The sequence below is a fragment of the Actinomadura macra NBRC 14102 genome (assembly GCF_001552215.1).
Taxonomy (GTDB): Bacteria; Actinomycetota; Actinomycetes; order Streptosporangiales; family Streptosporangiaceae; genus Spirillospora; species Spirillospora macra.
Genome location: NZ_BCQT01000018.1, coordinates 344,381 through 357,619, shown reverse-complemented (window position 1 = coordinate 357,619; position 13,239 = coordinate 344,381). Strand labels below are relative to the sequence as shown.

Genomic DNA, 13,239 nt, shown 5'->3' with positions numbered 1-13,239 from the left:
AAAGGTGTGCGTCCAGCGCGGCTCACCCATCACGGGGCAAGCGCCAGACCGGGATCTTCGCGTTCGTGACGGCGCGCATGACCCACTCCACGGGTCCGTAGGGGTGCCGCTTCAGCCACCAGGCACTCGCGACGAGTTGGAGGATGTAGGTCACCACCGCGATGGCGACGACCCCGAGGGGCGGCACGCGGTCGACGAGGGCGAACCCGTAGCCCGTGTAGACGACGGCGAACACCACTGACTGGGCGATGTAGTTCGTCGCCGCCATCCGTCCCGCGGGCGCCAGCGCGGCGGCCAGCCGAGACGTGCCGCCGCGGCCGGCGAGCCGCACGATCGTGACGGCGTAGGCGAAGGTGACCAGCGGGTTGGTGAGAGTCTGGAGCGCGCCGCCGATGGCGGGCAGCTCACCATCGTCCGTGCCGACGAACATCCAGATCGCCATCGAGCCACCCGCCAGCAGGCCGATCCACTGCAGGCGGACGAGCCACGGCGACAGGCGCGGCCCGCTCTCCAGCAGACGCACCTTGCCCGCGGCCAGCCCGAGCAGGAACATGCCGAACGCCTGCGGCCCCTGCCCCGTCCAGATGACGCCCATGAACTTCGGGGCAAGCGTGAGCTGTGCTCCGAGGGTGTCCAGCGGATTGCCGGTGTAGGCCTCATGGGCCCAGGCGAAGTCGAGGAACTCCAGGTCCGGGCCGCTGCCGTCGCTCGGCACCAGGGCCAGCAGGGAGGTCGCGACGAGAAGCCCGCAGCCGAGGACCGCGGCGGTGAGCGGTCGCAACCTCCGCAGCAGGATCAGAAGCAAACACAAGACCGCGTACAAGGTGAGAATGTCGCCGAACCACAGGAAAAAGGCATGGACGAGGCCGATGGCGAACAGCACACCGCACCTGCGCAACAGACGCGGAACGGCCGCGACCCCGGCCCGACCGGCCGCCTCGATCTGAAGCGTGAACGAGTAACCGAAGAGGAAGGAGAAGAGCAGAAAGAACTTTCCCAGAAACAGCACATCCGTCGCCGCCAGCACGGCCCTGTCGGTCGCGCTGTCGAAAAGCAGGAGATCATCACCGTCGCCCACCAATGTCAATAACGTCGAAACGACCATGACATTGGCGATCAGGATGCCGAAGAGCGCGAAGCCGCGGAGCACGTCCAGGATGGCGATGCGGCGCGGCGCGGCGCTGATTGACGGGTCCGGCGTAGTCATCGCGATGTCCATGAAAAAGACCGTAACCTCGCGATTTCGGCATCGCCTCGCCCCGCCCGACGACCTCCACGCGCCGGGGTAGGACCTGGCTCCTAGTCCTCGGGTAGAGCAGCCGGTGCCGTTCCTGTGCCTTCGGCCGCGGCTGCGCCCGGCGTGACCAATCCCGCCTCGTAGGCGGCAATGACTGCCTGCGCGCGATCCCTGATTTTCAGCTTGCCGAACAAACTCGTCACGTGGTTCTTCACCGTGGACTCGGCGATGCTCAGCGTCCCGGCGATGCCGGTATTGGACATTCCGCGGGCAATGAGGACGAGAATGTCCAGTTCACGCGCGCTCAGGCCCGCGAGACTGGGCGGCACGATGGCATGCCGAGGCCGTGACGTCTGGATGAAGGTCCCGATCAGATAGGTCAGCAGGCGCGGTGCCACCGCCGAGTCCCCCCGATGGACGATCCGGATCGCCTCGGTGAGTTCCTCAGGGGAGACGTCCAACGGCAGAAACCCCGACGCGCCGGCTCGGAGTGCGGCCACGACATGCTCGTCCAGATCGAAGGTGCTCAGGGCGAGCACACGGACGTGCGGCAGAACCTCGACGATCCGCCGGGTCGCCTGGATACCGTCCAGCTCCGGCATCCGAACGTCCATGAGCACCACATCGGGCCGCAGCCGCCGAGCCAGCGCGACCGCGACCGCTCCGTCGGCGGCCTCGCCGGCGACCTCCATATCCGGCTGCGCACCCACGATCATCCGGAACGCCACCCGTATCAGGGCTTGGTCGTCCGCGATCAGGACCCGAATCATGGCAGGTGGTCTACCGCATCGAGGCCGAACCCACGATTCGCCGTCGGCACCAGCAGCGGAATGTGCGCCGCCACGCGGAACCCTCCCTCCGGACGAGGCGCGGCCTGCATCGTCCCGCCGCAGAGAGCCACCCGTTCGGCCATTCCCACCAGCCCGTATCCCCCATCGGACGGCCCTGGCTCAGCGGCGGGCGAACCCCGCGGTGGACCGTCATCGACGATTTCCACGCTCACCGCGTCCGGCGCGTATCGCAGGTGAACCGTCGTGGTGGCCCCGTCCGCGTACTTGCGAACGTTGGTCAGGGCCTCTTGCGTCACGCGGTAGATGGCACGATCGACCGCCGACGGCAACGGACGCGAGTCGCCGAACACCTCCAGTCCGGCCCGCATCCCCGTCTCCCCGGCCCGCCGCACCAACTCGTCCACCCCCTCGGCCGTCGCCGACTCGCCGACGTCGACGATGCCGACGTCTTCGGCCCGCAGCACCGCCAGCATCTGCCGCATCTCGAACATCGCCTCCCGAGCCGTCCGCTCCGCCGCCTCCAACGCCTCCCGGGAACTCCCCGGATCGTGTGTCATCGTCGTGCGGGCGGCGCCGACCAGCGCGTTCATGACGCTGATGTGGTGCGCCACGACATCGTGCAGCTCACGTGCGATCCGGCGCCGTTCGGTATGCACCGCCCCCTCGACCGCCTGCGCACGATGGCGACGCGTCAACTCCTCCCGTGCCCCCGCCAACTGCCCCACAACGACCACCAGGAAGTTCGTGAGGGCGTCCGGCCCCAGATCCTCCACACCCGCCCGAACGGCGACCGGAACAGCCAGCAGCAGGACCGCAGCGCCGCCGGCCACCCACCCCTGCGCGGCCGGCAGGTACCGCCCGGCGTTGTAGAGGGCGACGAGTGACACCGTGCCGATGAAGCCGCTCTGCGGCCCGGCGAGCAACCCCAGCACCACGTCGGCGACGACCACGACGACAAGCGTCACCATCGGCCGCCGCCGCCGCACCATCAACGTCGCGGCCGCGACGGTCAGCGCGCCCGCCGCCACAAGAATCCGGTACGAAGGCACAGGGCCGACCGCACGAACCAGCAGGTCGGCCAGATCCACGGCGAACGCCATGGCAGCGACAGCCGCATCGGCCCGACGGCCATGCGGGAAGCGATACTCCCCCATGCCCACAGGCTAATTGCGTCCTGATGAACGTGCCCTGGATCAGTTGATCTACAGGGCACGCGAGGCTACGACGACCTCGGAGCCCGGTGATGCGAACGCGCTCTCCGTTCGATAGTATCGAACACATGTTCCCACGGGCAGCTCCACCCGAGGAAGGCGAGCATGCGATGACCCCCTCTCCCGATGTCCTCCCGGCTCCCGTCAGAGCGATCATGAACGCCCCGGGACGCCGACACCCCCTCGCCATGATCACCTGTGATGCCGACGGCCGCCCCCGAGCCTGCCGGCCGGCCGACGAAGACCTCCGCGTGGTCGACGATCGGCACATCCGCGTGGCCCTCTGGCCGACGAGCCCCACCGCGGTCAACCTGGAGCGCGGCGCCCTCACTCTGCTCATCGCCACCGCCCCGCCGGACGTCTACCTCATTCACGCCACGGCCCGTCGGCTGGTCGGCGCCGCGATGATCTGGGCCCACTACGAATTGACCATCAGCTCCACAGAGTTAGCCGATCACGGCACCGGGCCACAGGCGCAGCCCGTGCGGTTCGGTGATGCACCCGACACCCGCAGAGAGATTCTGGAGATGTGAAACGACCTATATCGCCAACCTAAGGTCCGTTCACATGGCTACGAAGTGCGTGTTCGTTTCGTGCGCTGCGCGAAGCCGATCCGACGCGTGTGCTGCCTGCTCCGCGCGGCACGTCCGCCCGGTACCGGCTGCGGGTCGAAGAACCGGACCAGTAGGGCCACGACCCCCGGCGCCCCGCGCAAGGGACTCCCAGGGGTCGTGGCGTTGGAAGGAGTGGCGCGGCTGTCCGCAGCGGTCGGTCCCAGCGGCGCCACCCCCGCTCTACCCCCCGGAAGGGGCCGGGGCCACCGGCGCGCCAAGTGCCCTGCCCACCCACATCGCGGCCTGCTCCGGATCGGCGGGCAACTGCACCCGGTAGTCCGGACCGGACGCCCACACATAGGCATCGGCCTCGCCATCCCAGCGGATCCGCCGCGCCTGACGGCCCCGATAGGACACGTGCAACCGCAGTTCCAGCACACCGACCGTCCCGAGCTTGGGGATGCCGTACTCCTCCGAGACGCGAGCGCGCGTTACGGCCACCTGCGGAGCGCATCGTCGGACGGCGGCATACAGCGCGTCCAACGGCCCGAACGGCTCGACCTTGAGAACGTCGAGTTCAGCCATCATGCCGCCTGAGCCGGGTCTGCCGGGTCTGGAGACACCGGACGGGAAAGCGCGGGGGTGCGTCCCGCCGTGCGGGGCAGGCCAGTCGTTCGATGGCCTCCGCCAGGGCGTGCGGTGTGAGCCGCGCGCCGATCGTCGCGACCGCCCCGGGGAGGTCATGGCAGGGGGTGAGCCGGTCACCGGTCGAGCCGACGAACCAGGGCACCCCACCCTCGCCCGCCTCGACGAGGACGCTCTCCCCGACCATGGGAAGGCTGGGACACCGCACGTGCAACAGTGCCGGGTCCCGGTCGTAGCGGGGATGCACCGTCCATCCCTCGCTGATCAGGGCCCGTGCGAGCAAGCCGAGATAGGACACGGCGTCTCCCGCGCTCATGGCGCCGGGAACAGGTTGCCGCTGACGATGACGGCGGCGCCGATAATGTCCTCTGCCTCGGCGATCGGCTCCCCGTTGGCCTCATCGAGGAACCACATCCGCTCCTGGTCGATGACGCGCGGCTTGCACGTGATCGTCTGAACCGCGCCCGTGGGATCGTCCGGGCGCGTCACGATGATGGCCAGCGGGCTTGCCCGCAGTTCCACGGCGAAGCCGCGCCCCTGCAAGGTGGTCATCAGGTCGTAGAGCTTCGGGTACGCGTGCCGATGTTCGGTGCCATCGAACCGGTCACCGGCGGCCGTTCCGCGTAGTTCGTTACCCTTCTCCATAGCCGGACTCCGTTTCCGGTTAGACCTCGGCCGGTGCTCCTAACACCGCGTCCGGGGTCGCCTTGTCTCTGGGCGGGACCACGCGCCGATGGTGGCTGCGTCGGACCACCCGGGAACTTTCAGCGGTTGGCGCGTGGCCCCGCATCACTGAGTGAAACCCCTGCACAGTGCGTCACGGAACGCCCACAATGGCTTGTAGCCATGGGGTGTTGCCTCACCGATATCCCCGTCTTCGCGACGAAGGGTGCGTCATGACCGACCAGCAGCGTCCGGCATGGGCGGTTCGTCTCCAGGCCGAGCGTGAGGCGCGCGGGTGGGGTCCCTTCGAGGCCGCCCGCCGGTTACGCGAGGCGATCAACATCAACGAGCACCCCGGCGACAAGGTCAAGAGCCTCGCCGCACAGATCACCCGACACGAAAAGGGGCACACGTTTCCTGTCGCGTGGGCCAGGGCTTACGCCATCGTCTACGGCATCCCCCGCGAGGAACTGTTCGGCACCGAGAACGCATCGGTCATACCGGGCGCTAGCGTGGACATCCAGGCACCTCCACTCCTGTGGGAGGACAACATGGAGCGTCGCGTATTACTGCAACTCGCCGCGCTGGGGATCAGCGCTAACGCGTTCGGCGTGACAGGGGAACCGGTCCGTCAGCTACTCGCCCTCGCCTTCAACACCGAACCCCGTGACCTCGATGGCTGGCACCTGACACTCTCAGACCACCAGCACGCACTCCTGACCCGCCCGCCTGCGCAGGTCCGCGACGGTTTGATGGTGGATCTGGTCGCAGTTCAGCGTCAGCTACAGAACGCCGTACCCGGCGAAGGGACGGAGCTGAATCGGATCGCGGCCGCGCTTTCCATGCTGTTCGCCGCTGCACTTTCCCGGCTCGGCGATCACTGGGCCATCCATTGGTGGCGGACTGCCAAGACGGTCGCCGACGCTACGGGCGATCTGGATCTGCGCCTGATGATCCGCTGCGACGAAGCACAGTTCGGGCTCTATGGGCAACGCGACCCGGCGACCGTTATACACCTGACCGACGCCGCCGAGCGGCTCCCCGGGATGACGCCGGCCTACTGGAAGGCCAACCTTGCCGGGACGCGAGCCACGGCGCTCACATTACAAGGCAGGCACAACGAGGCCGAGGAAGCACTGCACGTCCTCACCGACTTTCCCGGCGGCAGAACCGAGCCGGGCCTCCTTCCGACTCTGTGGAGCGCGAGGCGAGTGCACTTCTCGGCGAGCTGGGTTCATGCAGGCGCCGGACGGGAGGAGAAGGCCGACGAAGAACGTGAGTGGATGCTGGCCAATGCTGGTGGTGGCTATCAGTACCCGGTGAACGTCCGACTTCACGAGGCACTGTGCACCGTGGTCAACGGTGGGATCGACCGCGGCGCCCAGCAGGCGACGGAGATCCTCGCCGCGCTACCGTCGGCCCAGAAGAGTCACATGATCACCGAGACGGCGAAGCACGTCCTGGGTGCGGTCCCGGTCGAGCAGCGGGACCGACCAGCCGTCCGGGAGTTGCATGCGCTTACAGCCGGGGTCTGACCCTTGACACGTCGACGCCCCGCCGATCATCGCGACCGGTGGGGCGTCGACGTGTCCGGGTTGTCACCCCTGCTTCGGGGCGAGGCTAGCGACGAGACGGTATGGCCGCCGCGATGGAATGGGGATCGGTGATCGTCACGCCTTCTCGTTGTGGGGGCGCAGGGCGCGTTCTAGGTCGTCGAGTTCGTCCGGGGTCAGGGTGAGCAGTGTCGGCGCCGGCTCCGGCGGGGTATCGGGGGCGACGGGTTGGGCTTCGGCGGCCAGGCGCGACACGGTGCGTTGTTCGAAGATGTCGCGTGGTGTGATCGCCAGACCTTGCGCCCGTGCGCGGGCGACGAGCTGGATCGCGATGATGGAGTCCCCGCCGGCTTCGAAGAAGTCGTCGTCGATCCCGACATGGTCTCGTGCCAGGGTTTCCTCATAGAGGCGGCAGAAGATTTCTTCGGCCGCGCTTCTTGGCGCGCGGAACTCCGCGGAGAGGGCCGTTTCGGGCACCGGGAGAGCGCTGCGGTCCACTTTTCCGTTGGCGGTCACTGGAATCGCGTCCAGCAGGACGAACGCCGAGGGGACCATGAAGTCCGGCAGGACGGCGGCGACGTGGTCGCGAACCTCGGAGACGTCCAAGCCGTCGTGGGCCGGGACGATGTAGGCGACCAGTCGTTTGGTGCCCGGCTGATCCTGACGAACGATCACCGCCGCCTGCCCCACCGAACCATGTACAGCCAACGCGGCCTCGATCTCGGCCGGCTCGATCCGGAAACCGCGGACCTTTACCTGATCATCAGCGCGGCCAGCGAACACCAACCGGCCCCCCGCATCCCACCGCACCAGATCACCCGTCCGATACATCCGAGCCCCCGCAACCCCGAACGGATCAGCCACAAAACGCCCCGACGACAAACCCGGACGACCCACATACCCACGAGCCACACCACGGCCAGCGATGTACAACTCACCCACCACACCCGGCGGAACAACACACAACCCCGAATCCAATACGTAGAGATGCGTCCCATTCATCGGGCCACCAATCGGCACCACATCCGCAACCTCTGCCACCGATGCCATCACATGACGAGAGGCGAACACCGTCGTCTCCGTCGGACCATAACCATCCACCACCACCAAACCCGGACACGCCTCCAACACCCGACGAACCGCCACCGACGACACCACATCCCCACCCGTCCACACCTGACGCAACCCCGCCACACACCCCGGATCCTCCGCAGCCACCAAATTAAACAAACCCGCCGTCAACCACACCGCCGTCACACCGAACTCCTCCACCAGCCGCCTCAGCAAAACCACATCGACATCACCCGGACACACCACCACCGCACCACCACTCAACAACGGCACCCACAACTCAAAAACCGTCGCATCAAACGCCTGCGCCGAATGCAACAACACCCGACCAAAATCCCCACCAGACCAACACCCATCCCCCACCAACTCCAACACCGCACCATGCGAAACCCCCACACCCTTCGGCCCACCACTCGACCCCGACGTCCACATCACATACGCGAGAGCATCGCCACCTGTCACCGTCGGGAGACGGGAGGGGACGGGCCGGCCGGTGAGGTCGAGGGCGCCGATCGGCACCACCGCGATGTCCGGTCCGAGGGTGATGCCTGCGAAGGTTGCGTCGGTCAGGACGATCCGCGCTCCGGTGTCGCGCATCACCTCGCGCAGCATCGCTTCTGGGAACCGTGCGTCCAAGGGCATGTAGGCGCCGCCGGCCTTGAGCACGGCCAGGAGCGAGACCACCTCGTCCGCCGAGCGGGACTGGAGGATCGCGACCCTGTCCTCGGGCCGGACGCCTAGCCCGACCAGCTGCTCGGCCAGCCGCTCCGATCTGGAGTCCAGTTCGGCGAACGTCAGTGACGTGTCCTCGCATATGACGGCCACCGCGTCCGGTGAGGAGGCCGCCTGCCGGGCGAACTGCTCCGGTATCGACGACCCGGACGCGGTGCACGGTGCTCCGCGTCCCCAGTCCCGCAGCAAGAGGTCGCGCTCGTTCTCAGAGACGGTCCCGAACCGGGACACGGGCATGTCCTCATTCCCGGCGAAGGACTCCAGCAGGTGCCGGAGTCTCGCCGGGATCATCTCGACGGTCGCCTGAGTCAGCAGGCCCGCCCGATGGTTCAGTTCGAGCCGGAGCCGCTCGCCCGGGAACACCGTCAGGCTGAGGGGGTAGTGGGTGGCTGCCACGACGGCTTTGGAGCGGCCGACCGTGACCTGTAGGTCGTCGGTGACGGTGGTCCGGGCGAGGGCGTCGCCTACGGGGACGTTCTCGTAAACGATCGTGGTGTCGAACAGCTCGCCGACACCGGCCGCGCGCTGGATGTCGGCCAGTCCGAGGTGCTGGTGGGGCAACAGCGCCATCTGCTCGTCCTGGACGCGTGTCAGCAGTTCGCGGAGCGTTTCGGCCTGGGTCATGCGGACGCGGATCGGCACCGTGTTCATGAGCAGGCCGACCATGGACTCGATCCCGGGCAGTTCCGGTGGGCGCCCGCTCACCGTCGTGCCGAAGAGCACGTCCCGCCGCCCGGTCAGCATGGCGAGGAAGAAGGCCCACGCGACCTGGACCAGGGTGTTCACCGTGACTCCCATGGCGCGGGCCGACGCGACCAGTGCGGCGGTGGATTCCTCCGTCAGCTCCGCCACCAGAAGTTCCGGCATGGCGACGGGGTCCGACGCCGGCGCGCCGAGGACGGTGGGCTCCTCGACGCCGGCGAGCGCGTCGAGCCAGGCCGCCTCGGCGAGAGCGACGTCCCGTGCCGCGAGCCAGGCGAGGTAACGGCGGTAGGGCACCGGCTCGGCGAGCTCCGCGCCACCCGTGGCCTGCGCGTACAGGTCGAACAGGTCCTGGAGCACCTGAACGAGCGACCAGCCGTCCAAGAGGATGTGATGGTGCGTGAAGGCCAGTACGTGGCGGTCCGCGGCCAGCCGTATCAGGACGAAGCGGACCAGCGGTGGCCGGTCCATCGCGAACCGGCGGGTCCGTTCGGCCGCCATCACCTCCGCCGCCCGGACGGCGCGGGCCGCCTCGTCCAGGTCGGCGAGATCCACTTCGGTCCACGGCACGTCGGCGCTGCCGCTGATCGCCTGGACGGTCTGCCCCGACCGCCGCTGCACGAACCCGGCGCGCAGGGCGGGGTGCCGGTCGGCCAGGCGTCGGCATGAGGTCCGCAGGAGTTCCGCGTCCAGCCGTCCCGTCAGTTCGCAGGCGACCTGCACGTTGTAGAAGTCGACGCCGTTGGCGTCGTACAGGGCGTGGAACAGCAGTCCTTCCTGCAACGGCGACAGCGGGAGGTACTCCTCAGCCCTGCCGATGGCGGAGGCGGCCAGGTACGCGAGTTCGTCCTCGTCGAGGTCCAGCGGCGGCGGTTCGACGGGCTCGGCGTCGGTGACCTGCCGGGCGACCTCGGCGAGCGCCGCGGCCGTACGGTGGGCGTACACGTCGCGGGGAGTGATCTCCCATCCGCTGCGTCGCACGCGGGCGACGAGTTGGATCGCGGTGATGGAGTCTCCGCCCAACTCGAAGAAGCCGTCATCGGCACCGACTCGCTCCGTTCCGAGGACGTCGGCGAACAGGCGGCACAGCACGGTCTCGCGAGGGCCGCGCGGTGCACGGTGGTCCGCGGCGCCGGTGTACTCCGGAGCGGGCAGGGCACGCCGGTCCACCTTGCCGTTCGCGGTCGTCGGCAGTGCCTCGATCTGCACGAATGCCACGGGCAGCATGTAGTCGGGCAGGAGCGGGACGAGGTGTTCGCGTAGGACGTTCGCGTCCATGCCCTCCGTACCGTCGGCCGGGACGATGTAGGCGACCAGTCGTTTGGTTCCGGGCTGATCCTGACGGACGATCACCGCGGCCTGCCCCACCGAACCATGTACAGCCAACGCGGCCTCGATCTCGGCCGGCTCGATCCGAAAACCGCGGACCTTTACCTGATCATCAGCGCGGCCAGCGAACACCAACCGGCCCCCCGCATCCCACCGCACCAGATCACCCGTCCGATACATCCGAGCCCCCGCAACCCCGAACGGATCAGCCACAAAACGCCCCGACGACAAACCCGGACGACCCACATACCCACGAGCCACACCACCGCCAGCGATGTACAACTCACCCACCACACCCGCCGGAACAACACACAACCCCGAATCCAACACATACAGATGCGCCCCATCCATCGGAACACCAATCGGCACCACATCCCCAACCTCCGCCACCGATGCCATCACATGACGGGACGCGAACACCGTCGTCTCCGTCGGACCATAACCATCCACCACCACCAAACCCGGACACGCCTCCAACACCCGACGAACCGCCACCGACGACACCACATCCCCACCCGTCCACACCTGACGCAACCCCGCCACACACCCCGGATCCTCCGCAGCCACCAAATTAAACAAACCCGCCGTCAACCACACCGCCGTCACACCGAACTCCTCGACCAGACGCCTGAGTGAGACCACATCCACATCCCCCGGACACACCACCACCGCACCACCACTCAACAACGGCACCCACAACTCAAAAACCGTCGCATCAAACGCCTGCGCCGAATGCAACAACACCCGACCAAAATCCCCACCAGACCAACACCCATCCCCCACCAACTCCAACACCGCACCATGCGACACCCCCACGCCCTTCGGTCCACCACTCGACCCCGACGTCCACATCACATACGCGAGGGCGTCACGGCCATTCGCGGTCACCAGGGGGCCGTCGATGTATGTCGGCTCGTCATCCTGAACGTCGACCACGACGGCGACGTCCGCGAACTCCTCGCCGCCCGAGGGCCGGTCGGTCAGCAGCACGGCGACCGCCGCGTCGCGCATAATGCCCCGCACCCGGGCCGCGGGGAAGCGGCGCTCCAGCGGCAGGTAGGCGGCGCCCGCCTTCAGCACCGCGAGCAGGGTCACGACCAGATCGGCCGTCCGCTCCTGGAGCACGGCCACGACGTCCTCCGGCCCCACGCCGAGCCGGCGCAGGCGGTGGGCGAGTTCGTCGGAGCGGGCGTCCAGTTCCGCATACGTCAGCTCCCGGTCGCCGGAGATCACCGCCACGGCATCGGGCGTCCGGACGGCCTGGCGGGCGAACTGCTCGTGGATCGACGGCGCCGTGTCACCGGCCGGGCGGGCGCCTCGGCCCCACTCCTCGACGATCACGTCCCGGTCCGCGGCGGTCACCATCGCGAACCGGCCGATCCGCTCTTCCGGGTCGGCCGCCGCGAGGCCGTCGAGCAGGTCGAGGAAGCGGGCGCGGTGCCCCGCGAGGTCCGCGGGATCGTACCCGCCGGAGGGCGCGTCGAAGTCGATGACCAGCCCCGCGGACGCGCCGTCCGCCGTGATCGTGAGGGCGAGGTCTCTGACGGGCCCGTTGTGGACGGTGCGGACCGTCGCGCGGTGACCGGCGAACTCCAGGCCGCCGTCGAGCGGCATGATGTTGACCGAGACTCCGAACAGGTGCCCGCCGTCCCCCGTCAGCCGCAGCTCGCGGCGCAGGTCGTCGTACGGGAAGCGCTGGTGCCGCAGCAGATCCGTCAGGTTCGCCGAGACCTGGCGGAGTAGGTCGCCCTTCGTCGTCTCCGGACGGATCGACAGGCGTAGCGGCAGTTCGTTGGAGACCATTCCAGGGCTGGCCAGCATGTCGCCGCGCCGCGCGGTCACCGGGATCCCGACGGCCAGGTCGGTGGCCCCGGTCATCCGGTGCAGGTAGGCGCCCACGGCGGCGATGACGAGCACGGTCCAGGTCGTCCGCTCGGCGCGCGCCGCCCGGGTCAACGCGCCGAATGCGTCGGCGGACAGGCCGGCGGTCTCCCGCCAGAACGGCGGGGCGTGCGGCGGACTCGCCACGTGACCGCCCAGGCTGACGGCCTCCGGCAGGTCCGCAAAGCGCCGGGTCCAGTAGTCGCGGTCCCGCTCGAACTGGTCGGAGGCCCGGTAGTCCGCCTCCGCCCGGAGGAGGTCGGTGAGCCCGCCGAGCCGGGTGCCCGCGGACGGTTCGGCGCCGAGGACCGCCGCGGTGTACAGCGCGGCCATCCGGCGGTGGTAGAGCGCACCGCCGAAACCGTCGACGACCAGGTGATGGCTACGGCTGTACCAGCGGTAGTGGTCCGCGGCGAGCCTGAACAGCACGTCCCTGGACAGCCGGTCCCGCAGGATGTCGAAGGGGACGGCGCGGTCGCCGGCCATCCAGCGGTCGGCGGCGGCCGACGGTTCGGGGTCGCCGCTGAGGTCCACCACCGGCACCGGGCCGGGGGACGGCCCGTCGAGTCGCTGGTACGGCCCGCCCTCGTCCTCGCCCATGCGGACGTCGAACGCGCCGCATTCGCGCTCGGCCTGCCGGAGGGCGTCCTCGAAGGCGGCGGTGTCGACGGGGCCGTGGATGTCGACGCATTGGACCAGCTCGTAGGCGCGTGAGGCCGGATCGATCCGCTGAGCGAGCCACACTCCGAGCTGGGCCGCGGTCAGCGGAAGGCATACGGGGGCGGCGGTGGACATGCTCATCGATTCGGGTGCCTTTCAGCGAGGAAGGACGGTGCGGTCCGCGTCGGCCGGTTGCCAGTGTGGGCCCGT

9 protein-coding genes are annotated in these 13,239 nt (G+C 68.6%); 2 read left to right on the top strand and 7 right to left on the bottom strand.

Annotated elements, in window-relative coordinates; genetic code table 11:
* Positions 1 to 22: 22 nt before the first annotated feature.
* The 3 genes from AMA02S_RS29215 to AMA02S_RS29205 form a co-directional block, all read right to left on the bottom strand.
* Entirely contained in the window at positions 23 to 1,219 is a 1,197-nt protein-coding gene (locus AMA02S_RS29215) for a DUF418 domain-containing protein (protein WP_067464289.1), read from the bottom strand.
* Positions 1,220 to 1,299: 80 nt separating this feature from the next.
* Positions 1,300 to 2,007 (bottom strand): response regulator, encoded by a 708-nt coding sequence (locus AMA02S_RS29210; RefSeq protein ID WP_067464281.1) that lies wholly within the window; start codon positions 2,005 to 2,007, stop codon positions 1,300 to 1,302.
* Positions 2,004 to 3,182 carry a sensor histidine kinase gene (locus AMA02S_RS29205; protein WP_157430891.1) on the bottom strand — a complete coding sequence of 393 codons (1,179 nt, stop codon included), beginning with the start codon at positions 3,180 to 3,182 and terminating at the stop codon, positions 2,004 to 2,006. The genes AMA02S_RS29210 and AMA02S_RS29205 overlap by 4 nt, the downstream gene beginning before the upstream one ends.
* A 245-nt stretch (positions 3,183 to 3,427) precedes the next feature.
* On the opposite strand from AMA02S_RS29205, the gene AMA02S_RS29200 reads away from it, so the two are divergent.
* Entirely contained in the window at positions 3,428 to 3,772 is a 345-nt protein-coding gene (locus AMA02S_RS29200) for a hypothetical protein (RefSeq protein WP_067464274.1), read from the top strand.
* 261 nt (positions 3,773 to 4,033) lie between these two features.
* On the opposite strand, the gene AMA02S_RS29195 is transcribed toward AMA02S_RS29200, so the two are convergent.
* Genes AMA02S_RS29195 through AMA02S_RS29185 form a run of 3 tightly spaced genes read right to left on the bottom strand, consistent with a single transcriptional unit; the run spans position 4,034 to position 5,083 of the window.
* On the bottom strand, positions 4,034 to 4,381 hold the full coding sequence (locus AMA02S_RS29195) for a hypothetical protein (RefSeq protein WP_067464270.1): 348 nt from the start codon (positions 4,379 to 4,381) through the stop codon (positions 4,034 to 4,036).
* Positions 4,371 to 4,754 carry a hypothetical protein gene (locus AMA02S_RS29190; RefSeq protein WP_157430890.1) on the bottom strand — a complete coding sequence of 128 codons (384 nt, stop codon included), beginning with the start codon at positions 4,752 to 4,754 and terminating at the stop codon, positions 4,371 to 4,373. Before AMA02S_RS29190 ends, AMA02S_RS29195 begins: the two co-directional genes overlap by 11 nt.
* On the bottom strand, positions 4,751 to 5,083 hold the full coding sequence (locus tag AMA02S_RS29185; protein ID WP_067464259.1) for a hypothetical protein: 333 nt from the start codon (positions 5,081 to 5,083) through the stop codon (positions 4,751 to 4,753). The genes AMA02S_RS29190 and AMA02S_RS29185 overlap by 4 nt, the downstream gene beginning before the upstream one ends.
* A gap of 251 nt (positions 5,084 to 5,334) precedes the next feature.
* Here AMA02S_RS29185 and AMA02S_RS29180 point away from each other — a divergent pair, with 251 nt between their 5' ends.
* Positions 5,335 to 6,636, top strand: a complete 1,302-nt coding sequence (locus AMA02S_RS29180; protein ID WP_067464256.1) for a hypothetical protein — start codon at positions 5,335 to 5,337, stop codon at positions 6,634 to 6,636.
* A 135-nt stretch (positions 6,637 to 6,771) separates the two neighbouring features.
* Here AMA02S_RS29180 and AMA02S_RS29175 read toward each other — a convergent pair whose 3' ends face one another.
* On the bottom strand, positions 6,772 to 13,170 hold the full coding sequence (locus AMA02S_RS29175; RefSeq protein ID WP_084265717.1) for a non-ribosomal peptide synthetase: 6,399 nt from the start codon (positions 13,168 to 13,170) through the stop codon (positions 6,772 to 6,774).
* Positions 13,171 to 13,239: the final 69 nt, after the last annotated feature.

Bases quoted from the DNA above. Each gene is read 5' to 3' on its own strand.
- AMA02S_RS29215 (WP_067464289.1), bottom strand. From the start codon at position 1,219: ATGGACATCGCGATGACTACGCCGGACCCGTCAATCAGCGCCGCGCCG.
- AMA02S_RS29210 (WP_067464281.1), bottom strand. From the start codon at position 2,007: ATGATTCGGGTCCTGATCGCGGACGACCAAGCCCTGATACGGGTGGCG.
- AMA02S_RS29205 (WP_157430891.1), bottom strand. From the start codon at position 3,182: ATGGGGGAGTATCGCTTCCCGCATGGCCGTCGGGCCGATGCGGCTGTC.
- AMA02S_RS29200 (WP_067464274.1), top strand. From the start codon at position 3,428: ATGATCACCTGTGATGCCGACGGCCGCCCCCGAGCCTGCCGGCCGGCC.
- AMA02S_RS29195 (WP_067464270.1), bottom strand. From the start codon at position 4,381: ATGATGGCTGAACTCGACGTTCTCAAGGTCGAGCCGTTCGGGCCGTTG.
- AMA02S_RS29190 (WP_157430890.1), bottom strand. From the start codon at position 4,754: ATGAGCGCGGGAGACGCCGTGTCCTATCTCGGCTTGCTCGCACGGGCC.
- AMA02S_RS29185 (WP_067464259.1), bottom strand. From the start codon at position 5,083: ATGGAGAAGGGTAACGAACTACGCGGAACGGCCGCCGGTGACCGGTTC.
- AMA02S_RS29180 (WP_067464256.1), top strand. From the start codon at position 5,335: ATGACCGACCAGCAGCGTCCGGCATGGGCGGTTCGTCTCCAGGCCGAG.
- AMA02S_RS29175 (WP_084265717.1), bottom strand. From the start codon at position 13,170: ATGAGCATGTCCACCGCCGCCCCCGTATGCCTTCCGCTGACCGCGGCC.